This window comes from Paraburkholderia sp. RL18-085-BIA-A (assembly GCF_046027075.1).
Lineage (GTDB): Bacteria > Pseudomonadota > Gammaproteobacteria > Burkholderiales > Burkholderiaceae > Paraburkholderia.
Genome location: NZ_JARESU010000103.1, coordinates 1 through 23,372, shown reverse-complemented (window position 1 = coordinate 23,372; position 23,372 = coordinate 1). Strand labels below are relative to the sequence as shown.

General features: G+C 64.7%; 16 protein-coding genes and 1 pseudogene. 6 read left to right on the top strand and 11 right to left on the bottom strand.

The window, feature by feature from the left end:
* Positions 1-82: 82 nt before the first annotated feature.
* The 9 genes from P0D89_RS38785 to P0D89_RS38745 all read right to left on the bottom strand — a co-directional run bounded on the left by P0D89_RS38785 (position 83) and on the right by P0D89_RS38745 (position 12,549).
* Positions 83-3,670, bottom strand: a complete 3,588-nt coding sequence (locus P0D89_RS38785) for an indolepyruvate ferredoxin oxidoreductase family protein (RefSeq protein ID WP_408354559.1) — start codon at positions 3,668-3,670, stop codon at positions 83-85.
* A gap of 322 nt (positions 3,671-3,992) precedes the next feature.
* A complete protein-coding gene (locus P0D89_RS38780; RefSeq protein WP_408354556.1) occupies positions 3,993-4,979 on the bottom strand; it encodes an ion channel in 987 nt (328 codons plus the stop codon).
* A gap of 393 nt (positions 4,980-5,372) precedes the next feature.
* Positions 5,373-5,618, bottom strand: a complete 246-nt coding sequence (locus tag P0D89_RS38775) for a hypothetical protein (protein WP_408354553.1) — start codon at positions 5,616-5,618, stop codon at positions 5,373-5,375.
* A 61-nt stretch (positions 5,619-5,679) separates the two neighbouring features.
* Complete coding sequence (locus P0D89_RS38770) at positions 5,680-5,910, bottom strand: hypothetical protein (RefSeq protein WP_408354550.1); 231 nt, start codon at positions 5,908-5,910, stop codon at positions 5,680-5,682.
* A gap of 118 nt (positions 5,911-6,028) precedes the next feature.
* Positions 6,029-6,946 carry a carbohydrate kinase family protein gene (locus P0D89_RS38765; RefSeq protein ID WP_408354547.1) on the bottom strand — a complete coding sequence of 306 codons (918 nt, stop codon included), beginning with the start codon at positions 6,944-6,946 and terminating at the stop codon, positions 6,029-6,031.
* Positions 6,943-8,235, bottom strand: a complete 1,293-nt coding sequence (locus tag P0D89_RS38760) for an AGE family epimerase/isomerase (protein ID WP_408378184.1) — start codon at positions 8,233-8,235, stop codon at positions 6,943-6,945. Before P0D89_RS38760 ends, P0D89_RS38765 begins: the two co-directional genes overlap by 4 nt.
* Positions 8,232-9,218, bottom strand: coding sequence for a LacI family DNA-binding transcriptional regulator (locus tag P0D89_RS38755; protein WP_408354541.1), 987 nt, complete (start codon positions 9,216-9,218; stop codon positions 8,232-8,234). Before P0D89_RS38755 ends, P0D89_RS38760 begins: the two co-directional genes overlap by 4 nt.
* 213 nt (positions 9,219-9,431) lie before the next feature.
* The gene (locus P0D89_RS38750) at positions 9,432-11,282 is read right to left on the bottom strand and encodes an EAL domain-containing protein (protein ID WP_408378181.1); all 1,851 of its coding nucleotides are present in this window, start codon (positions 11,280-11,282) and stop codon (positions 9,432-9,434) included.
* 241 nt (positions 11,283-11,523) lie between these two features.
* Positions 11,524-12,549 (bottom strand): bile acid:sodium symporter family protein, encoded by a 1,026-nt coding sequence (locus P0D89_RS38745; RefSeq protein ID WP_408378178.1) that lies wholly within the window; start codon positions 12,547-12,549, stop codon positions 11,524-11,526.
* A 581-nt stretch (positions 12,550-13,130) separates the two neighbouring features.
* On the opposite strand from P0D89_RS38745, the gene P0D89_RS38740 reads away from it, so the two are divergent.
* From P0D89_RS38740 to icmF, 4 genes are all read left to right on the top strand, one after another.
* On the top strand, positions 13,131-13,649 hold the full coding sequence (locus tag P0D89_RS38740) for a hypothetical protein (RefSeq protein WP_408354532.1): 519 nt from the start codon (positions 13,131-13,133) through the stop codon (positions 13,647-13,649).
* A 647-nt stretch (positions 13,650-14,296) separates the two neighbouring features.
* Positions 14,297-15,382: a porin gene (locus P0D89_RS38735; RefSeq protein ID WP_408378175.1), complete on the top strand. Its 1,086-nt coding sequence runs from the start codon at positions 14,297-14,299 to the stop codon at positions 15,380-15,382.
* A gap of 240 nt (positions 15,383-15,622) precedes the next feature.
* A complete protein-coding gene (locus P0D89_RS38730; RefSeq protein WP_408378172.1) occupies positions 15,623-16,555 on the top strand; it encodes a LysR family transcriptional regulator in 933 nt (310 codons plus the stop codon).
* Positions 16,556-16,758: 203 nt separating this feature from the next.
* Positions 16,759-20,418, top strand: a complete 3,660-nt coding sequence (gene icmF / locus P0D89_RS38725) for a fused isobutyryl-CoA mutase/GTPase IcmF (protein ID WP_408378169.1) — start codon at positions 16,759-16,761, stop codon at positions 20,416-20,418.
* A gap of 104 nt (positions 20,419-20,522) precedes the next feature.
* On the opposite strand, the gene P0D89_RS38720 is transcribed toward icmF, so the two are convergent.
* Positions 20,523-21,494, bottom strand: a complete 972-nt coding sequence (locus P0D89_RS38720) for an NAD(P)H-dependent flavin oxidoreductase (protein WP_408354487.1) — start codon at positions 21,492-21,494, stop codon at positions 20,523-20,525.
* Positions 21,495-21,819: 325 nt separating this feature from the next.
* Between P0D89_RS38720 and P0D89_RS38715 the strand changes: the two genes are divergently transcribed.
* Entirely contained in the window at positions 21,820-22,707 is an 888-nt protein-coding gene (locus P0D89_RS38715) for an alpha/beta fold hydrolase (protein WP_408378166.1), read from the top strand.
* Between the two features lie 55 nt (positions 22,708-22,762).
* On the opposite strand, the gene P0D89_RS38710 is transcribed toward P0D89_RS38715, so the two are convergent.
* The gene (locus P0D89_RS38710; protein WP_408378187.1) at positions 22,763-23,239 is read right to left on the bottom strand and encodes an Lrp/AsnC family transcriptional regulator; all 477 of its coding nucleotides are present in this window, start codon (positions 23,237-23,239) and stop codon (positions 22,763-22,765) included.
* On the opposite strand from P0D89_RS38710, the pseudogene P0D89_RS38705 reads away from it, so the two are divergent.
* Positions 23,222-23,365 (top strand): annotated as a pseudogene (locus P0D89_RS38705) (EamA family transporter); the annotation flags it as partial. The gene P0D89_RS38710 and the pseudogene P0D89_RS38705 overlap by 18 nt on opposite strands.
* Between the last annotated feature and the right edge of the window lie 7 nt (positions 23,366-23,372).

Genomic DNA, 23,372 nt, shown 5'->3' with positions numbered 1-23,372 from the left:
GAAAAAGCAAAAAGCCGCTTCGAGCTCACACCCGAAGCGGCTTTTTCCATTCACGCTGCGCAGCGCGTTTCGCCGGCGAATGCTACTTCGCCACCACCACAGGAATCCCGCGCAGCTGTCCCGCGCCCTTCATCTCCTCGAGTGACTTCTTCACCGCACCACCCGTCGCCGCGTCGATCCGCAAGTGTGTCGCAAGCTCACGTTCGCCACGCTTCACACCCGCCAGATTCGCCAGCTTCACGTGACCGTAACCGCGCACACGCGCATGCAGATCGGCGAGCTTCGCGACGTCTTCCAGATTGTTTGCGTCGAGCTTCGCGAGCGCGCGCTGCAACGTGGTTTCGTAATCGCTCGCGAGTTCGCGCTCCATCTTGCGCTCCAGCGTGCGGCCGAACGGATCGAGCGGCGTGCCGCGCAGGCCGCGCCATTTCGCCAGCATCCCGAGCACCGGCCACATCCATTGGCCAAAGATTTTCTTGGTGGGATTGACGCCGGGTTGCGCGCGCGTGAGCGTCGGCGGCGCGAGGTTGAACTTGATGCCGAAGTCCTTGCCCGCTACGCCTTCGAATTGCGCTTCGAGCGCTTCACGGAACGCGGCATCCGTATGCAGGCGCGCGACTTCGTATTCGTCCTTCACCGCGAGCAGGCGATAGAACGTCGTGGCTACCGCGCGTGTCACGCGTTCGCTCGTCGCATCGACGGCGCTTTCCGCGCGGCGCGCCGCGTCGACCAGCGTGCGATAACGTTTCACGTAGGCAGCGCCGCCATAAATCTGCAGACGTCCTTCGCGATGCGCGATCAGTTCGTCGAGCGTGTCGACGCGCACGGCCTGCTTCGCCAGATGGCGTGCCTGCCACAGCGATTCGAGCGCGGCGGGATCTGCGGCGGCCAGCCGGCCGATCGAAAACGCCAGCTGGTTCATTGACACCGCGACGTTGTTCAATTCGATCGCGCGCATCATCGCGCCGAACGACACCGGCACCAGACCGAGTTGCCACGCGTAACCGAGCATCAGGATATTCGCGCCGATCGTGTCGCCGAGAAAACGCGTCGCCAACGCTTGCGCGTCGCAGGTCGACATGCGCTCGGCGCCCGCCGCGTGACGCATCTTGTCGATCAGCGCGTCGGCGTGCAGCGTCGCGTCCGGATTCTGCACGAACGTCGCGTTCGGAATCGCATGCGTGTTGACGACGATGCGCGTGCGGCCATGACGCACCGTTTGCAACGCATCGGCGCTTGCGCCGACCACCATGTCGCAGGCGAGCAGCACGTCGGCCTGTTGCGTGTCGATGCGAACCTGGTTGAGCCACTCGTCGCGCGCGGCGAAGCGCACGAACGACAGCACCGAGCCGCCCTTTTGCGCGAAGCCCATGAAGTCCAGCACCGACGCGCTCTTGCCTTCCAGATGCGCGGCCATGCTGATCAACGCCCCGACCGTCACGACGCCCGTACCGCCGACGCCCGTCACGAGGATGTCGTATGGCGCGGCGTCGAGCTGCGTCGCGGGAACCGGCAGCGCGTCGACGCGGGCGGCGAGCGCTTGCGGATCGAACGCGGCGCCCGCGGCTTTCTTCAGCTTGCCGCCTTCCACCGTGACGAAGCTCGGGCAGAAGCCGTTCACGCATGAGTAGTCTTTATTGCACGACGATTGATCGATACGGCGCTTGCGTCCCAGTGCCGTTTCAACCGGTTCCACCGACAGGCAATTCGACTGCACGCCGCAATCGCCGCAGCCTTCGCAGACTTCCTCGTTGATAAAGAGACGCTTGTCCGGATCGGGGAATTCGCCTTTTTTGCGGCGCCGCCGTTTTTCCGCCGCGCAGGTCTGGTCGTAGATCAGCACGGTCACGCCGTCGGTGTCGCGCAACTGGCGCTGTACCGCGTCCATTTCGCTGCGATGGTGGAACGTCGTGCCCTTCGGAAACAGATCGTGATGGCCGTCGTATTTCTCCGGCTCGTCGCTGACCACGACGAAGCGCGACACGCCTTCGGCTTCCACCTGACGCGCAATCTGCGGCACCGAGATGCTGCCGTCGACCGGTTGGCCGCCCGTCATCGCGACCGCGTCGTTATAGAGAATCTTGTACGTGATGGTGGTTTTCGCGGCGACCGCCTGACGGATCGCGAGAATGCCGGAATGGAAGTACGTGCCGTCGCCGAGATTCTGGAACACGTGGCGCGTTTTCGTGAACATCGAATGCGAGGCCCAGTCGACGCCTTCGCCGCCCATCTGGATCAGGCCGGTCGTGTCGCGCTCCATCCACGAGGCCATGAAGTGGCAGCCGATACCGGCTTGAGCGATCGACCCTTCCGGCACTTTGGTCGAGGTGTTGTGCGGGCAGCCCGAGCAGAAGTACGGCGTGCGCTTCACGCTGTCCGCCGCGTTCGAGAGGATTTGCGGCGCGACCAGGTCGACCACGCGTTCGCGTCGATCGAGCGCCGGCTTGTGTTTCGCGAGCCAGTTCGCGAACACCGGCAAAACGCGCGAAGGCCGCAATTCACCGAGTGACGACAGCAGCAGCGTGCCGTCCTCGGCGTGCTTGCCGATCACGACCGGCCGTGCGCCTTGCGTGCGGTTGTACAGATAGTCCTTGATCTGCTGTTCGATGACCGGGCCTTTCTCCTCGATCACGAGCACTTCCGACAAGCCGGCGACGAACGCATCGATACGCGTCATCTCCAGCGGAAACGACAAGCCGACCTTGTAGATCCGCACGCCAGCCGCGTCCAGATCGGCAACTGTCAGATCGAGCCGGCGCAGCGTTTCCATCAGATCCAGATGCGCCTTGCCGCATGTGACGATCCCCACGTTCGCGTGCGGGCTCGGCGCGATCCATTTGTCGATGCTGTTCACGCGCGCGAAGTGGCGCACCGCGTCGAGCTTCGCGTGCATGCGCGACTCGATCGTCAGGCTCGGCAGATCGGGCCAGCGGTTGTGCAGGCCGCCGGCGGGAACCGTGAAATCCTGCGGTACGGCCCATTCGATTTGCAGCGCATCGAGATCGACCGTCGAGCCCGATTCGACCGTTTCGGAGATCGCCTTGTAGCCGACCCATGCGCCCGAAAATCGCGACAACGCCCAGCCGTACAGGCCGAATTCGAGCATGTCGGCGATGTTCGACGGATTCACCACCGGCATGTGCCACGCCATCATTGCGAAGTCGCTCTGATGCGGCATCGACGACGACACGCAGCCGTGGTCGTCGCCCGCGACCACCAGCACGCCGCCGTGCGGCGACGAGCCATACGCGTTGCCGTGCTTGAGCGCATCGCCCGCGCGGTCCACGCCCGGGCCCTTGCCGTACCACATCGCGAATACGCCTTCGACGGTGCGCTCGGGGTCCGCTTCCACCCGCTGCGTGCCGAGCACGGCGGTGCCGCCGAGTTCTTCGTTGATCGCCGGCAGGAAGCGGATATCGCTCGCGGTGAGCAGCTTCTGCGCTTTCCACAACTGCTGGTCGACCATGCCAAGCGGCGAGCCGCGATAGCCGCTGATGAAGCCGGCGGTGTTCATGCCGCGCGTCTGGTCGAGCGCGCGCTGCATCAACGCGAGGCGCACTAATGCCTGCGTGCCCGTCAGGAAGATGCGGCCGCGCATCGCGGTGAGATTGTCGGACAGCTTGTAGTCGGCGAGAGCGGGCGTGCCGTCGATGGGCAGGCGAGCGGTCATGGGTGAGTCTCCAGTGTCGATCGGAGTTAGCGCTTTAGCGCTTACTCCGATCCCATAAAAATGGTTGCTGTTTTGCGTCCGCGCGTGAGGGTAGGGACCACAAAGGGACGCTGCGGAAGAGACTCTATTTTTTAGCGCCGATTAGAGAGGATTTTTGCTACTTTGATCGGCCGCTCGCGAATGGGCGCGAGGAGCCGCGCGTTTTAATGAAGTTTTGAGTTGGATTTGCCATGCTGCCGCGCGGTTCGGGTATGCCCTGGGGTGTTTCAGTGCCGTTCAGGGCGGCGCGGGCCGCGGCTTGGCGCGTTGCTGAGCGTGCCGCCTATCTCGCCACCTGGCGCGCCGCCGCGCTGGCCGCCACGTCCGCCTGAACGGGCGCAGCGTCGAGCGGCACGACCTCGTCGAAATGCGAGTAGTCGATGTGGCTCACGCCGTCCTGCTCGCTCAGGATGTCGACGAAACGGTGCTGCCAGTAGATCTGGTCGCAGGTCCACATGTGGCGCGCCTGCATGGTTTGCGAGGTCGATTCGTCGACCCCTTCGAGCGTGAGCAGCAGCGAGGTGTCGCTTCCTTTGAGCGTCTCGGCGGTTTCGCCGAACAGCGGACTGCTTTCGTCGACGATGTGCATCAGCGTCCAGCCGAGTTTGAACACCGGATGCTGGTCGCGCACCAGCGTGAGGTCGTAGAGCTTGCGCAGCGTGTAGCCTTCGGCGGAGGTTTCCTGGCGCAGAATGCGCAACCTGGCGCGGGCCTCGGCGATCACGTTCTGACGCGCGTTGGCCGCGCGCACCATCAGCGTCATGCGGCCGTCGAGCGGGCGAACGATCGCGTAGCGGGCGAACATGATCTTCGCGTGCGGGCGTGAAAAGCGCGCGAAGATCAGCCCGGTCGCCAACGCAATGCTCAACATGCCGACGAAGATTTCCAGCGTCGCGATCCAGTGCGCGTAGACGGTTTGCGGGTGCATGTCGCCGTAGCCGACCGTCGCGAGCGTTTCGACGCTGAAGAAGAACGCGCCGCCGAAGCCCGCCGGAAACTGATTGGCGATCGGCGCGCGGCCGAGCATATAGAGCGCGGCGAAGGTGGTGTTGAGCATCACGAACAGCATCGCGAGCGAGATGAAAAACGTCGGCCAGCTCACGACCAGCGCGCGGTGATAGAGGTCCTGCCAGAACGGCGTCGGCATGCCGTGCGCGATCACCACGCGATCGTCCAGACGCAGTTCACGGCTGCCGCGCGCACGACGCTTCTGCGCGCCCGCTTCGGCGTCGCCGATGCCGGAAAAACGGTCTGACGGGTCAGTGGCCATCGCGTGCTCGGGGAGATGAAAACGGGCCAAGCGTAGCACGGCATTTGGCGTGTGGAAGGCGATTTTCGGCGAGTTAGTGGGCGAGGGAAGTGACGGTGTGGTGGTGTTCGCGGTGGCGTTGGCGCAGTGTGGACAGCGGGGTTTTTGCTAGCGTTGCTGTGGCATGCGCAACGGGGTTCGCGGTTGTGCTTGCGCCGCGCGTGCAACTCCGTTCGCGGTTGTGTTAGCGCGGCACGTGCAAAGCGCGTCGCATGCGTGGGGGGCGCACTGCGGGATCGTTCGCGCATCGCGGTGCCGCCGCGCAGTGACGTTGCGCCCTTGTGTGCCGAAGTCCGGCCAGCCCCCCAGCGAAGCGTCGCGTCACGCCGGACACCCGCCTCGCCCGAAGACCTCCTACGGAAAAGCCCGCGGCTTTGGAATCCCCGCCCCGTGCTCGATATCGTCGATCGCTTGCTGATGCGCGGACGCCACCGCTTCGGCTTCGTCGGCATACCCGCCGTCGCCGCCGACCGTGGTCCACGATTTCACCGCTTTCTCGCGATGGCGGATTTCGTATTCCGCATCCCAGCGCGCGCCGCTGAGTTCCAGAGGGCGGACGTGTATCGAATACACGCCGTAGAGGAAGAGCTGTTCATCCATGAACGCCTCCTGCCGGTTGATTCAAGGCGGCGTGGCGCGACAGCGCGCAGCGCCGGTCTGCCTAGAGTTCGATTTCCCCGAGAATCCGATGAGCGAGCGCCTTCGCTTCCTCGAGCGCTTCACCCGGCGTCGACGAGGTCGCTTCCACTTCGTAGAGCGTGGTCTCCTGATCGGCGTTGGGATCGCCTTCGTCGCGCGCGAGGGTCACTACGCCTTGCCACGCATCCGAGCCGACTTCTCTTGCCGAAGCCGTCGCCGTGTAGATGCCCTTGGTGTAGGTGATGTCTTCCATGGCGTCACTCCTTCCAACGGTTTCGGTTTTTTCATCCTAGCACGATGATGGAGCTTCGGTTTCATGCCCCGACGGCGCTCCATGTCCACGACAATGCGCGCCGCGCAAGGCAGGACAATTACAGCAGCGCGACGACCTCATCTAGCGACGGCGCATGCGCGCCGGCATGGCGGCAAGCGGCCGCGCCGGCCGCCAGCGCGAACGCGAGATGTTCGGGCCACGCGCGCTGCGGCGCGGCCATCAGGCTGAACAGCAGACCCCCGATCGACGCATCGCCCGCCCCCACGGTATCGACCACCTCGACCCGCGGCGGGCGCGCCTCGATCACCGACGCGCCGTCGATCACCATGGCCGACTCCGGTCCGCGCGTCACCATCACGGTGGCGGCTGGGTTCATCTCGCGCAACTGCGTGAGGGCGGCGGCTTCGTCGTCGGTCTTGAACAGCAGGCGCAGATCCTCGTCGGATACCTTGATCAGATCGGCGAGCGCCGCCATTTTGCGCAGCGTCGGCTCGTAGCCGTGCTCCATCAGATTGCGGTAGTTCGGATCGAAGCTGATCTTCACGCCGCGCGAACGCAACTCGGCCGCCAACGCGGCGAGCGTGTCGCCGAGCGGTTGCCGCACGAGGCTGATGCAACCGAAGTGCGCCCACTTCACGTGGCCGATCCAGCCCGCCGGCAAATGCGCCGGATCGAACGCGAGGTCGGCGCCGTTCTCACCCATGAAGAAGTACGCGGGCGGATGCGTCTGATGCACGATCGCAAGCAGGGGTGGGCGCTCAACGCGCTGCATGAAGCGCATGTCGAGACCCGCGGCGACGCTCGCGTTCCACAGGTCGTCGGAGAAGTTGTCGACGCCGAGCGAGCCGGCGCACGCGGTCGGCAAGCCGAGCCGCGCGACGCAGCGCGCCACGTTCCAGCCGGCGCCGCCGGGGCGCGAGAGCCACTGCGACGCGCCGGTGCGCACGAGATCGGTGAGGATGTCGCCGGCAGAGACGAAGAGGGGGAATTCGGGGCTTGCGCTGGGATTGCTCATTCTGTTTTCTCCGCTGATTCGGACGCGGCGGACGTGGCGGACGCGCTGTCGGGCAGCGCATGAGCCAGCACTTCGTAGCACGCGCCCATCGTGTGATAGTCGGTCTTGCCGGCCGGGCTTTTTTCGTCGCTGTACTTACGGTTGTCGCAGGTGAGGATGCGATACCACGCGCCGTATTTATGATCGACGAAGTGCGCCCAGCTATAGCGCCAGATCTCGTCGTACCAGTCCCAGAAGCGTTCGTTGCCGGTGCGCTTGCCGAGCAGAGCGGCGGTCGCGAAGGTTTCGGCCTGAACCCAGAAATACTTGTCGTGGTCGCACACGGTGCGGTCCGGGCCGAACCCGTAATAGAGGCCGCCGTGGTCTTCGTCCCACGCATGCGTCATCGCGGCGTCGAACAGTTCGATCGCGCGCGGCAACAGCCACGGCAACGGCCGGAAGCGTTCGAGTATCAACAGCAGCTTCGCCCATTCGGTCTGATGCCCCGGCTGAAAGCCCCACGGGCGGAAGATGTTCGAACTGTCTTCCTCGTTGTAGTGCCAGTCGACCGACCAGTCCGCGTGAAAATGCTCCCACACCAGACCCTGTGACAGCTTGGCCTGCCGCAGCGTGATGTTCGACGCCACGCGTTCGGCGCGGTCCAGGTAGACGAGGTGGCCGGTCGCCTCGTGGGCGGCCAGCAGCGCCTCCGTGGTGTGCATGTTCGCGTTCTGCCCGCGATACGAGCTGACCCGCCACTCGGGCGACGCCTCGTCGGCGTAGAGACCGGCGGCGGCATCCCAGAAGCGGTGCTCCATCAGATCGAAGGTCGCGCCGATCATCGGCTTCGCTTCCTCGATGCCGGCCATCGCCGCATGCGAATACGCGAGCAGCACGAACGCGAGGCCATAGCAGTGGCGCGTTGCGTCGAGCGTGCGCTTTCCGCCGTCGCGCCATTCGAGTTCCCAGTCGTAGCCTTCGTTCTGAGCGTCCCAATGTGCTTCGCGCAGGAAGCGCAAACCGTGGCGCGCGTATTCCAGATGCTGCGGGTCGCCGAACTGTCGATACGCCATCGCGTAGTTGAAGATATAGCGGCAACTGCTCACCAGATGCCGCGTGGTTTTGTCGTAGACCGAACCGTCGTCGCGGAAGAAGTGGAAGAAGCCGCCGCCCGGATCGAGCACGTTCGGCGCATAGAAGCGCAGCGTGTCCTGCACGTGCGCGAGCAGAAACTCGCGGCTGCGGAAGCTGTCGACGGGCGGCACCGCGACGGCGTCGTTGGCGGGTTGTAGCGGGTCGGGTTGCGTCATGGCGTTTTCACCAAAGTACTGGCACGGGCAATCAGTTGAACGGGCAAGCGAACTTCCAGCTCGGCGGGTGCGTCTTCAAGCAGCAACTCGACGCCGCGCCGGCCGAGCGCTTCCTTGTCGACCGAAATGGTCGACAGCGGCGGCGTGGCGTGAGCGGCGGCGGGAATATCGTCGAAGCCGATGATCGCGATGTCCTCGGGCACGCGCAGGCCGCGCGCGAGACACGCGCGCAGCGCGGCGAGCGCGGCGGCATCGTTGTAGGCAAACACGGCGTCGGGGCGCGGGCCCGGCGCGTCGAGCAAGCGGTGCATTGCACGCGCGGCGCCGGTGTCGGGGTCGAGGCCGGCGTCCATGGTCAATTCCAGCGACGGGTCGAACAGCAGCCCCGCTTCGAAGAACGCCTGCCGGTAACCGAGCGCGCGCTGCGCAATGCTGAAGTGCGCGAGCGAGCCGCCGATGAACGCGACACGCTTGCGCTGTTGTTCGAACAGATGCCGCATGGCGAGCGTGGCGCCCGCGGCGTTGTCGAGATTCACCGAGCGCAGACCGGGCGCCCACAGGTCAATCAGCACGAGCGGGCGCTGCATCGCCACCAGCGTGGTCAGCGTCTCCGGCTCGACGAAGCCGGCCACTGCGACCGCGTCCGGCGCATGCAGGCGCATCTGCTGGATCACGTCTTCGGTGGGACCGGCGGTCAGCACGGAAGGGACGATGCCGCGCTCGCGGCAAGCGTCCTCCACGCCATGCAGCACATGCGAAAAGAACGGACTAGCGGCGAAGTTGTTGTGCTGACGGTGCAGCAGGAAGGTCAGCCGGCGGATGCGCGGACGCAGCTGGGCGGCGTCGTAACCGAGCTGCCGCGCTGCTTCGACCACGCGCTCGCGGGTGGCGTCGGACAGACCGGGCTGGTTCTTCAGTGCGCGTGAGACGGTGCCGATCGACACGCTCGCCGCGCGGGCGATGTCGCGGATGGTGGTGGCCATCGAATGAAGCGGCCGCGGAAGTGCGGCCGCACGGGTGTTTGGGTTCGGGCGATTGTATAGTAAAACGGCGCTAAAACCGCCTTGCGCGAGTTCGATAAGTACCCGGAAATACCCGTAGAGGCTGCGGCTGGCCCGATATATGCTGTTTAGTAAAAATAGCTAAACAATGGCGATTTTAAGCTTCAGCGTCTTGCGCGTGCTCGCGTTGGGCGCTCAGTCGGGAGTCAGGGGACTCGCTTCGGCCTGTCCTCGCATCAACGCCGCGCTTTCGTCGGCGTCGATCAGCACGAAGCCGCTCGCTGCGTGCTTCGCGCGGCGCTTGGCGAGCGCTGCCACTGACGCGATCTGCTCGCTGCCATACTCCGACGCGCCGCCTGCCGGCTCGACGCGCACGCAGCCGATGGCCATCGTCACAAAGCCGAAGAAGGTCGGATTGCCGCGCCGGTCCTCGCCATGGATGCCGCCGGCGAGCCGCTCGGCCGGCGCGTAAAAACGTTGCGCGCCTTCGTTGAATGCGTGGATCGCCTGTAGCACGCGCTCGCGCCAGTTATCGCTCTGGAAGAGGATCAGGAAATCGTCGCCGCCGACGTGCCCGAGGAAGTCGCGCGTCGGGTCGCACACGTCGGCGAGCACAGCGGCGGCGAATTTCAGCACTTCGTCGCCTTGCCAGTAGCCGTACTGGTCGTTGAACGGCTTGAAGTGGTTCAGGTCGACGTAGCACGCGTAGAAGCCGGCGTCGTTGCCGAGCAGGCGACCGATGTGCGAGCTGATCGGAATGTTGCCCGGCAGGAAGGTCAACGGATTCGCGTAACGCGCCGCTTCGATGCGCACCTCGGTGACCGCGCGCACCAGATTCTCGCCGGTGCCGAGGCCGGCGTACTTGCCGTTGTCGGTGATCACGAAGCCGTCGGCGAGGTAGCGCTGGTCGTCGCTCGCGAGCAGCTTGGCCATCTGCTCGACGCTCATCGATTTCTCGATCACCACCGGCGACGCGTTGGCGAACTGCATGCACGGGCGCTTGCCGAACAACTCGCGGTGATACGGCAGCGCGTAGCGGTCCATGAAGCTGCGCCGGTTGATTAGCGCGACCGGTTCGTCGTGTTCGACCACCGCGACCGCGTGCAGGTCGGGCAGGTGGTTGAACAGTTCGAGCACGTCGTTGTTGGTCGCGTGACGCGGCAGCGCGGGCGCCGCCACCAGCATCTTCTCCGACGCCATGCTGCCCGACGGCGACGCGCTGCCCAGCGCGCGCGTGGTTTCAGGAAATACCGCGATGTGGCCCGCGCGCAGCGCGTCACGGGCATCGTCGGTTATGCAGCGCGCGGGCTGCGCGTGCGGCCGGCCGAAGAAATAACCCTGCCCGCAGCCGATCCCCATGTCGCGCACCACGATCAGGTCCGCTTCGTTTTCGATCCCTTCGGCCACCAGTTGCGCGCCGCTCGCCTGCGCGAAGTGCTGCATGGCGCGCACGGCCTCGAACTTGAGCGGATCGCTTGCGATGTCGTGGATGAAGAAGCGGTCGATTTTCACCACGTCCGGTTGCAGACGGACCCATAGACTCATGCTGGCATTCGCGGTGCCGTAGTCGTCGAGCGCGAATTGCGCGCCGGCCGCGCGCAGTGCCGCGATCACCGGCAGGAATTGGCTGGCATCCAGCACCGTGCTCTGCTCGGTCAATTCGACCACGATCCGCTGCGGATCGACGCCGTGACGGCGCAGCAGCGCGAGCGTGTCGTCGGGGTTGTCGGCCAGGCCGCGCAGCGCGCCCGCGCTGAAGTTGAGGAACAGCTTGCCGTCCACATCGAGCCGCGCGAACGCGTCGACGCAGGTGTACGCGGCCGCGCGTTCAAGTTCGATCGCGCAGCCCTCGGCGAGCGCTTGCGAGAACAGCGCGAACGGCGTTTCGAGCGGCGTGCCGGCCGGACCGCGGATCAGACCTTCGTAGCCGAGAATCGCACCGCCTTCCAGGTCGACGATGGGCTGGAAGACGGCGGACAGCTCGCGCCGGGCGATCAGCTCCTCGATGCGCGGCGCGGCGGATCGGGAGGGTGAGCAAAGGTGCATGGCAGAAGGGCGTAGCGATCGACCTTCGGTTTATCGGCCGGTTTGGCCTGGAATTAAGTGAACTTTTCGTGAAACAGCGCACCGCAATGGTGCGCAATCAGGAATCGTCCTATGCCGTCCGGCTGAGGCGACAGCGCCCTCGTTTGCGCGTGAAATAACAAAAAAGCCGCACAAGGCGGCTTTCTTCAAACGACGCTCAGGGAGGGCGCTTATGAATGTCCTGTTTGCATTGCGCGCGTATTCAACGGCGCGCGACGGCGGCGGCGCGCCGCTCGCGCGAGGCGAGCTGGGTTTCGCCGCTGGTGTCGCGCGCGCCCCAGCGTTGCGCGAGCGCGGCGCACACCATCAGCTGGATCTGGTGGAACAGCATGAGCGGCAAGACTACGGCGCCCACCGCATGCGACGCGAAGATGACCTTGGCCATCGGCACGCCGGCGGCGAGGCTTTTCTTCGAACCGCAGAAGATGATCGTGATCTGGTCCGCGCGGTTAAAGCCCAGGCGCTTGCTGACGAAGATGGTCAGGGCCAGCGCGAGCGCGAGCAGCACGACGTTGACGAGCAGCAGGCCGCCCAGCGCGGACAGCGGAATCTGGTGCCACAGGCCTTCGGTGACGGCCTCGCTGAACGCGCCGTACACCACCAGCAGGATCGAGCCCTGGTCGACGAACTTCAGTACGCCGCGATGGCGGTCGATCCATTTACCGATCACCGGGCGCAGCAACTGGCCGGCCACGAACGGCACCAGCAGTTGCAGCACGATGTTGCCCACCGTGTGCCACGGCGAGGCGCCGCCGCCGGCCTGATTGGTGACGACGAAACTGACGAGCGCGGGGGTGATGAAGATGCCGAGCAGGCTCGAAGCCGACGCGCTGCATACGGCGGCCGGCACGTTGCCCTTGGCAATGGACGTGAATGCAATCGACGACTGAACCGTCGACGGCAGTGTGCAGAGGAAGAGGACCCCCGTATAGAGCGCCGGCGTGACAAGTGGCGAAAGGAGCGGCTTAAGCGCGAGGCCGAGCAGCGGGAACAGCGCGAACGTGCTGAGAAGTACAACCAGATGAAGACGCCAATGCGTCGCGCCCGCAATGATCGCTTCGCGTGAGAGCTTGGCGCCGTGCAGGAAGAACAGCAGGCCGACCGCCACGTTGGTCACCCAGTTGAACCCGACGGCGGCCTGGCCATGAACCGGCAGGAGGCTGGCAAGGATCACGGTGCCGACGAGGCACAGGGTGAAGTTGTCGGGAAGCAGTTTCGGGCGAGCCATGTCGAAATCTCGATGCGGTAATGCGCAATAGCGCGGCGCGTACGCGTGACACGCGGGTCAAGGGGCGCCGCCGTTTATCGGAACCGGCTATTGTTGTTGAATTTCGATTGAAAAAGCAAATTCATTTGCCGAATTGATTAATGATTGTCGCGCATCAAAAGACATCGTGGCGGTGGCTGGATACCGCCGCTGCCTCAACGTCAGTATTGGCGACGGCCTCTCATTGGTCCATCCCGATTTAACAATCGAGACGAAAAAGCGCTCGCCAATTCGTCACAAGTTCGGACGTCTGCGAAGCTCTGAAAACGCCCCGGGGCGCAGGTTGTTTCGAGGCTTGCGCGCAAGGGCCATGTCGCAGAAAAACGTCGCAGTAACAAGGTGTTACATCCACGGCGGAGGCCTAACACTTTTTGGCTCGACACCCTTTGCCGCCGCCCATAAATTACGGTTCAAAGGCCGTCGGGATGACCCGCGCCGCGACATGAACGCGGCGTCTCTGCCAGTCCCAGAACAAGTCCATCGCAGCTCGAACGGTGGGCTTCAGGCAAGTCTTCGGGCGTGAGAGTCACCAGGTGGACGGGTTGTCGAGAACGAGGCACTGGGCGTTGGGCGCGGTCATCGCTGCGCTGTGTTCGTTCGCCTTTGCAAAAGCGCCGGGCGTGCCACATGGCGGTGGCGTAGCCGGTCACTCGCATGTCGCTGCGGACCGCGCGATGCGTGGCGATGCGCGCGACGGCGGCCATTACTACCGCACGTCTGCGGCAAGGCTCGCCCGTAACCCGATGCCCGAGCGCAGCCGTGAATTTACGGGCGGCACTTACGCCGACGGCTTCGATATCTATCGTCCCGGCATGCGGCGCATGGCCGGACCGTCCGGTTATCCCGGCGATCGCGGTGGCCGCATGCAATACGCGGGCGCCATTACGCCAGTCAGCGCCGAGTCGCGCCCGGTGCCACGGCCGCCGCCTAATGGACCCGTGCGCAGCGGTTCGATTCGCGCTGACGTCGCACGGTACAACGAAGAACGCGGCTCTGCGCGCGCAATGCAGCGCCCCGCCGACGACCCGCGTCAGCCGGAAGGCTCGCCTTATCGCAACTAGCGGTAGCTGGCCGCAACTAGCGGCTGGCGAGCCCGCCGTCGAGCAACCAACGGTAAGCAGGTAGCTGGCAGCGGACGTTCGCAATACGGGCATTTCTGTCTGGCAGCCCAAGCCGGCCACGACGCCATCCACTCGCTCAACTCCCGCCAAATCTCGTTCTGCATTCCTGCCGAACCTCGCCTCCATTTCCCAACTGCCTACCCTCGGTCGCCGGTTTAACGCGTGCGTCCAACGCATGCGCCCCGCGACCCGCCAAATGTGACGTTTCGACGCCACACTTTTTTTGAAAACGCTCGCAGGCAAAACGCTGTCGTCGTCAAATCTGGGCGTTTCTGCGGCGGCGCATCATTTTCATGTCATCGAGTGCGAGATCGCCGGCCGGCGCGGTATTCGCGCCGCTTGTCCGGTCGCGACGCTGGCGTCGTTTTCAAAAGGACGCCGATGACTACGGCAATAGCAGGCCGATAAGCGACAAAACTAATCAGACCGATATACCCGCAATAACCGGCGATATTTTTGTTCATAAAAATGGTCCGCAAAGATGGTCCCGCCCAGATTGGCTCGATGATCGAACGGACGACAACACTGCTTCGCGCGAGCTCCCCCCTTCGCACAGCCACACCCTTTTGACAAAGACTGGAGAACCCATGAAAACAAGCATCAGCAGTGCGCTGAAGACCACCCTCAAGGCAACCGCGTGTGCCGCTTTGCTGGCCAGTGCATCGTCTGCTTTTGCGCAATCGAGCGTGCAACTTTACGGCCAGGTCGACGAATGGGTCGGCTCGCAGAAATTTCCCGGGGGGAAGACCGCTGTGGTGGTGTCCGGCGGCGGCATGTCGACGTCGTACTGGGGTATGAAGGGGGCTGAGGATCTGGGCAACGGCTACAAGGCGATCTTTACGCTGGAAGGCTTCTTCCGCGCGCAGAACGGCCAGTACGGCCGCTTCACGGGCGACACGACGTTCTCGCGCAATGCCTACGTCGGGATCGAATCGCCGTACGGTACGGTGACCGCCGGCCGCCTGACCACGCCGCTGTTCGTTTCGACGATCCTGTTCAACCCGTTCGTCGACTCATACGTGTTCTCGCCGATGGTCTACCACACGTACCTCGGGCTCGGTACATTCCCGACCTACACGACCGACCAGGGCGTGACCGGCGACTCGGGCTGGAACAACGCGGTGTCGTATTCGTCGCCGAACTTCAGCGGCCTGTCGGCCACCGCGATGTACGCGCTCGGCAACACAACGCAGAATGGCGCGAAGAAGTGGAGCGGCCAGGTGCTGTACTTCCACGGCCCGTTCGCGGCGACCGCGGTCTACCAATACGTGAACTTCAACAACGTGCCGGGCGACCTGGGCAGCTTCGAGACGTCGGGCGTTCCCGGGCTGCGCAGCCAGAGCGTCGCGCAAGCGGGCGCGTCGTACGACCTGAAGTTCGTGAAGTTCTACGGCCAGTACATGTACACGTACAACAACCAGCAGGTCACGAGCTGGCATGTGAACACGGGACAAGGCGGCGCCACGGTGCCGTTCGGCCCGGGTTCGGTGATGGCATCTTACGCGTATTCGCGTAACGGCGGCGGTTCCAACCAGACCCGTCAGACGGCCGCGATCGGCTACGACTACCCGCTCTCCAAGCGCACGGACGTGTACGCGGCTTACCTGTATGACCACATCACCGGTCAGTCGAGCGGCAACACGTACGGCGCTGGCTTGCGCGCAAAGTTCTAGGCGTCGTGTGGAGGCTGCTGGGGCGCGCCTGCTCTTACGGCGATGGTGGTCGCCTCTCGCCTCCATCTCAGGCGAGCGCGGGCCCTAGCAAATCGCCGCGGACAGCAGCATCAACAAAGCCCGCCTTCTCCGGAAGGCGGGCTTTGCCGCTTCTGGCCGTCACATCGCGCGAGTTTGCCGACCATCTTTTGATAAACCCGGCAAAATGACCACGATTGATTCCTGAAACGAGCGATTGAGATGGATACCCTCGTTAGCATGAAAGTGTTCCGCCATGTGGTCGAAGTCGGCAGCTTCGTCGGCGCGGCCGAGCGGATGGAGATGTCGGCTGCCATGGCGAGCAAGCATGTGATGCACCTCGAACAGCAGCTCGGCGCGCGCTTGCTGAACCGCACCACGCGGCGCGTCGCGCCGACCGAGGCGGGTCGCGAATACTACGAACGGCTGAGCCAGGTACTGACCGAACTCGATGAAGCCGAGCAGGCCGTCGGCGCGGCCAGCGTCGTGCCGCAAGGGCGCTTGCGGGTGTCGTCGTTGTCGGCGTTCGGCTTGAGCCACGTGATGGCCGCGGTGGCGGACTATGCCGCGCAGTATCCGCAAGTCACCGTCGACATGACCTTATCCGACCGCGTGGTCGAACTGATCGACGAAGGCTTCGACGTTGCGATCCGCGCTTCGCCGGGCGGTTTGAAGTCGTCGTCCCTGATCGCGCGGCAGATCGCGACCGCGCACCTCGTGCTGTGCGCGTCGCCGGCCTATCTGCGGCGGCACGGCACGCCGAAGAGCATCGCCGATCTCGCGAACCACAACTACCTGCAGTACGCGGGCGTGTCGGCGCTCGAAATCGCGACCGGCGACGCGTCGCCGCGCGTGCGTCTGTCGGGCAATCTGATCGTCAACCATCTGGAAGCGCAACGCGTGATCGTGCTGCAAGGCGCGGGGATAGCGATGCTCGGCACCGAGGTGATCGGCGACGACCTGGCCGCAAGGCGTCTCGTGCCGCTGCTCGTCGACGAAGTGCCCCCGCGTGAATTGCCGATTCATGTGGTGTACGCGAGCCGGCGACATCTGTCGGCGAAAGTGCGCTCGTTCGTCGACTTTCTGGCTGAGCGGTTCTCGAACGAATCGCTGTGGCCGTCGCTCGAGCAGATCAGGGCTTTGGCGGGGCGTTAGCCGGGGCGCCAGTGGTCGCGGGCGGGCAGTTTGCTCGCGCGATTAAGTCAAGCTTGACGTTCGGGCGGTGTTGATTCGCGCCGAGCGCACGTTAGCCGACGCACCACCGCGTCCCAAAGCGCCGCAAGACCGGCCCGGGCGCCGGGACCCATTTCGCTATACTGGTTGCCAGCACCCAATACGCGTAACGATCTGGGGGAGACATGACCGATCTGTCCACGCCGCAGCGCGCGGGCGGCCAGAAGCTGCCCGCGGGCCGGCGCCTGCGCTTTGTCACGGCCGCCGCATTGTTCGACGGCCACGATGCGTCGATCAACATCATGCGGCGCATCCTGCAGGCGAGCGGTGTCGAGGTGATCCACCTCGGCCACAACCGCTCCGTCGCTGAAGTCGCCAACGCTGCGCTGCACGAGGACGCCGACGGCGTCGCCGTGTCCAGCTACCAGGGCGGCCACAACGAATACTTCCGATATCTGGTCGACTTGCTGCGCGCGCGCGGCGGCGAGCGCATCAAGGTGTTCGGCGGCGGCGGCGGGGTGATCGTCCCCGAAGAGATCGCCGAGCTCGAGCGCTATGGCGTCGAAAAGATCTATTCGCCACACGATGGCCAGCGGCTCGGTCTGCAAGGGATGATCGACGACATGATCGCGCGCTGCGCGGAAGGCGCGCGTGCGGCGATGGACGCGGGGCGCTCGGCGGTCGACGAGTGGATCGCGGATCTGTCAGCGCGGCGGCTGCCGCGGTTCGAAGGGCGCAGTGGGAAAGGGGGCGACGATCAGGTGCGCGGCGCGGGTAGCTCAATTGGGGAGGCCAGCCAAGTAGGCGAGGTGACCGACGCGAGCCGCGGCGCGGATGCTAATCGCACCGCTAGCACCGCAAGCACCGCTAACACTGCTAACACCGCTAACACCGCTAACACCGCTAACACCGCTAACACCGCTAACACCGCTAACACCGCTAACACCGCTAACACCGCTAACACCGCTAACACCGCTAACACCGCTAGCACGGCGGGCACCGCAAGCACCGCGAGCACGGCCAACACCGCCAACCCTCCCGACCTCGCATCCCCCACCTTCCGCGGCCTCGCGCAACTAATCAGCGCCTTCGAAGCAAACGCCGTCGATCCCACCGGCCGCGCAACACTGTCCGCCCTCGCCAAAGCCGCCGCGGTTCCCGTCCTCGGCATCACCGGCACGGGCGGCGCCGGCAAATCGTCGCTCACCGACGAACTGATCCGCCGCTTCCGGCTCGACTACGGCGACGCGCTCACCATCGCCGTGCTGGCAATCGATCCGTCGCGCCGCAAGTCCGGTGGCGCGCTTCTGGGCGACCGCATCCGCATGAACGCGATCGGCGACTGGGGCAACGGCGCGCGCGTCTACATGCGCTCGATGGCGACGCGCGAAGCGTCGAGCGAACTCTCCGACGCGCTGCCCGACGCGCTGATGCTGTGCAAAGCGGCGGGCTTCGATCTGATCATCGTCGAGACATCCGGCATCGGTCAGGGCGATGCAGCGATCGTGCCGTTCGCCGACGCATCGCTGTACGTGATGACGCCTGAGTTCGGCGCGGCGAGTCAGTTGGAGAAGATCGACATGCTCGACTTCGCCGGCTTCGTCGCGATCAACAAGTTCGATCGCAAAGGCGCGCAGGACGCGTTGCGCGATGTCGCGAAGCAGGTGCAGCGCAATCGCGCCGACTTCGCGAAGTCGCCCGACGCGATGCCGGTGTTCGGCACAATCGCTTCGCGCTTCAACGACGACGGCGTGACCGCGTTGTATCGGCACCTCGCCGAAGCGCTGCGCGCGCACGGCTTGCGCTCCGGCGGCGGGCGTCTGTCGACACCTGACGGTCTGCGCTTTTCGAGCGGCCGCAACGCGATCGTGCCGCCGGCGCGCGTGCGCTATCTGGCCGACATCGCGCAGACGGTTCACGCTTACCGCGAGCGAGCCGATGGGCAAGCGCGCATCGCGCGCGAGCGTTGGCAACTGATCGAGGCGCGCCGCATGCTTGAGGAGGCGAGCGCCACTGCCGCAACCCACCACACCGCCTCCTCCCTCGACACCCTGATCGGCCACCGCACCGCCTCGCTAGGCGAACGTGAGCGCAAACTCCTCGACACCTGGCCGCAAACCGTGGCGGCCTATTCCGGCGCCGAACACGTCGTGCGCATTCGCGATCGCGAGCTTCGCACCGCGCTCACTGTGACGACGCTCTCCGGCTCCGAAGTCCGCAAGGTCGCGTTGCCGAAGTTCATCGACCACGGCGAAATCCTGCGCTGGTTGATGCTCGACAACCTGCCCGGCTACTTCCCCTTCACCGCCGGCGTGTTCCCATTCCGCCGCGAGAACGAAGACCCCACCCGCATGTTCGCGGGCGAAGGCGATCCGCAGCGCACCAACCGCCGCTTCAAACTGCTCTCCGCGGGCATGCCGGCCAAACGTCTTTCGACCGCGTTCGACTCGGTCACGCTGTACGGCGAAGAACCGCACGAGCGTCCGGACATCTACGGGAAGGTGGGCAATTCGGGCGTGTCGGTCGCGACGCTCGACGACATGAAAGCGCTATACGACGGCTTCGACCTGTGCGCGCCGCAAACCTCGGTCTCGATGACGATCAACGGCCCCGCGCCGACCATCCTCGCGATGTTCTTCAACGTCGCCATCGATCAGCAGATCGCGCGCATGGAAGCGCAACAAGGCCGCCCGCTCACGCACGACGAACTCGCCGCGACCCGCCGCGCGGCACTGGAGAACGTGCGCGGCACCGTGCAGGCCGATATCCTGAAGGAGGACCAAGGCCAGAACACCTGCATTTTTTCGACCGAGTTCAGCCTGAAAGTGATGGGCGATATTCAGGCGTACTTCGTCGAGCACGGCGTGCGTAATTTCTATTCGGTGTCCATCTCCGGCTATCACATCGCGGAAGCCGGCGCGAATCCGATTTCGCAACTCGCCTATACGCTGGCGAACGGCTTTACCTACGTCGAGGCCTATCTGGCGCGCGGCATGTCGATCGACGACTTCGCGCCGAATCTGTCGTTCTTCTTTTCGAACGGCATGGACCCCGAGTACACGGTGCTGGGCCGCGTCGCGCGCCGCATCTGGGCGATCGCGATGCGCGAGCGCTACGGCGCGAACCAGCGCAGCCAGAAGCTCAAGTATCACGTGCAGACTTCGGGCCGCAGCCTGCACGCGCAGGAGATCGACTTCAACGATATCCGCACTACGCTGCAGGCGCTGATCGCGATCTACGACAACTGCAATTCGCTGCACACCAATGCCTTCGACGAAGCGATCACCACGCCGACCGAGGACTCCGTGCGCCGCGCGGTGGCAATTCAGTTGATCATCAACCGCGAATGGGGGCTCGCGAAGAACCAGAATCCGAACCAGGGCAGCTTCGTGATCGACGAACTGACTGATCTGGTGGAAGACGCGGTGCTCGCCGAATTCGACCGCCTGACCGAGCGCGGCGGCGTGCTCGGCGCAATGGAGACCGGTTATCAGCGCGGGCGCATCCAGGACGAGTCGATGCTGTACGAACATCGCAAGCATGACGGCTCGTATCCGATCGTCGGCGTGAACACGTTCTTGAGCGCGCATCCGCATGAAGCGCCACAACCATTCGTGCTGGCCCGCTCCACCGACGAGGAAAAGCAGAGCCAGTTGCAACGTCTGCGCGCGTTCCAGGCTCGGCATCGCGAAGCGGCGCCGGGGGCGCTCGAACGTCTGAAGCGCGCGGTGATCGACGATGACAACGTGTTCGCGGTGCTGATGGACGTGGTGCGTGTGTGTTCGCTCGGGCAGATCACTCACGCGTTGTTCGAGGTGGGCGGGCAGTACCGCCGCAACATGTAGGCGCGCACTGCACCGCTTGAAGCGGATGCACTGCATGCGCTGCGGCCAGCCGTTAAGCGAGCCGCAGCAACGGAGCGCCTGCGCGCGCTCCCCGAGCCCGCGCGCTAGAGCGAAGTCTGGCGCGCAATGCCGAGCCGCGCCTTCGCGTCGTTGTACTCCTTCGACAAACGCTGCACCAGTTCGCTGACGCTCGGCACATCGTCCATCAGGCCGACGCCCTGGCCTGCGCCCCAGATATCTTTCCACGCCTTCGCCTTGTCGCTGCCGAAGTTCATCTTGCTCTTGTCCGACTCAGGCAGCGCGTCCGGGTCCAGCCCCGCGTTCAGAATGCTTTCCCGAATGTAGTTGCCATGCACGCCGGTAAACAGATTCGTATAGATGATGTCCGACGCCGTGGAGTTGACGATCGCCTGCTTGTAGCTGTCGATCGCGTGCGCTTCCTTGGTCGCGATGAAGCGCGTGCCCATGTACGCGAGGTCCGCGCCCATCGCCTGGGCCGCGAGAATCGAGCCGCCGTTGGCGATCGAGCCGGACAGCACGATCGGGCCGTCGAAGATGCGCCGTACTTCGCCGACCAGCGCGAACGGCGAGGTCGTGCCCGCATGGCCGCCCGCGCCGGACGCCACCAGGATCAGGCCGTCGACGCCCGCTTCCAACGCCTTCTGTGCGTGGCGCAGATTGATGACGTCATGCAGCACGATGCCGCCGTAGCTATGCACGGCGTCGACGATCTCGCGCGCGGGCGCGCGCAGGCTCGTGATGAAGATCGGCACCTTGTGTTCGACGCACACACGCACGTCCTGTTCGAGCCGCGTGTTCGACTGATGGACGATCTGGTTCACGGCGATCGGCCCGATGAGCGCAGCGGGGTTGGCCGCTTTGTGCTCGGCGAGTTGTGCCTGGATTTGCGTGAGCCATTCGTCGAGCAGCTCGGCGGGGCGTGCGTTCAGCGCGGGGAACGAACCGACGACGCCGGCCTTGCATTGGGCGAGCACGAGTTCGGGATAGCTGACGATGAACATCGGCGAAGCGACGACGGGCAGCGCAAGGTTTTGCAGGACGGCGGGCAATGCCATGGTGCGAGTCTCCTGATTTGGACGAACCGGTGCGAGCTTGAGCGCCCGGGGTTTGGTGAGTTTAGCGGCACATGGGTTGCGGCGTGTCGCAGCGGACTGCGGTCACGCTGGCGCTACGATCTCCGCACGCATCGGCCAAGGCTGCTCGGCCATTTAAGCACGATCGTTCGATTATAGGCGAAGCGCGGGATTCGCGCTGGCGGCTTTGTTTCGAACGGTTGGAAGGAGTGTTCAGGTTCTATGCTTGCGTGGGGTATCCCACCCCGTGCGTGCATTTGGGGCTTCTACAATGCAGTCACTCATAAATGACAAAGAGAGAGACGCCATGGCCTTCGAGAATTTCACGCCCTTTCGCGTCGCCGTGGGCGATGTCGATATTTTCGGAGTGAAGGGCGGAGCAGGGCCGCCTTTGTTGTTGTTGCACGGTCATCCGCAGTCGCATCTGATCTGGCAGCGCTGTGCCGCGCAACTGACTGCGCACTTCACTGTCATCGCGACCGATCTGCGCGGTTATGGCGCGTCGGGCAAACCGCCGAGCGACGCTACGCACATGCCGTATTCCAAACGCACGTTGGCTGCCGATCAGGTCGCCGTGATGTGCCATTTCGGCTTCGAAAAATTCCTTGTGTGCGCGCACGATCGCGGCGCGCGCGTCGCTCACCGGATGGCGCTGGATCACGCGGACTCGGTCGAGCGTCTGATGCTGCTCGACATCGCGCCGACGCTCGCGATGTACGAAGCCACCGACCGCACGTTCGCGACGCACTATTTCCACTGGTTCTTCCTGATCCAACCGGAGCCGTTGCCCGAAACGCTGATCGGCGCGAACCCGGCCGCTTATGTCGATGCGGTGATGGGCGGTCGCCATGCGGGCCTCGCGCCGTTCGAGCCCGCCGCGCTCGAAGCCTATCGCACGGCGCTCGCGCAACCGGGCGCCGTGCATGCGATGTGCGAGGACTACCGCGCGTCGGCGAGCATCGACCTCGAACACGATCGTGCCGACATCGAACGGGGCAACAAGATCGGCTGTCCGCTGCGCGTGTTGTGGGGCGATAAGGGTGTGATCGAGAAGTGCTTCGACGCACTCGCCGAATGGCGTCACGTGGCGCGCGACGTGAGTGGGCGTGCGCTGTCGTGCGGCCATTACATTCCCGAAGAAGCGCCGGACGAACTGGTTGCTGAAATGCTGTCGTTCTTCGAAGCGGTCGAATAGTAGCGGTCGGCGGCTTGCTTCGTGCGCTGTGCGCGAGCGCGGCGGCGCGCGTCGTTCAACCAAGCGGCGGCAGACGGCGCTCGACCGGCGTCGATTTGACGATCGCGGTGCTGGTCTCCGCGCGCTCGGTAACTTTCGACAGAATCTCGTCGAGCTGCTCGATCGAATGCAGATACAAGCGGCAGATGAAGCAATCGTCGCCGGTCACCTTGTCGCATTCGACGAACTCCGGGATACGCCGGATCACCTCTTCCACCAGATGCAACTGACCGGGTAAGGGCTTCACGCGCACGATCGCCTGCAGCGTGAAGCCGAGCGCGCGCGGATCGATCTGCACCGTGAAGCGCTCGATTACCCCTTGGGCTTCGAGCCGCCGGATGCGTTCGGCGGTGCTCGGCGCCGAAAGTCCCACCGCGCGTGCCAGTTCGCTGACCGGCTGACGGGCGTCATGAGCGAGCGCGGCGAGCAGCGCCCGGTCGGTATCGTCGAGCGACGCGGGCGCGGACGTGGAAAAGTGGCGATCATCGTCGATCGCGTCGCGTTTGGGCAGACGCTCGCATGGATTCAGGTGCTCGGCGCAGTGCTGATTCTGCTGGCGGCCGCAGGTGTCAATCTCGGCTGGCGGATCGTGCCGCAGAAGCGCTTTTCATCGACGTGATAAACGT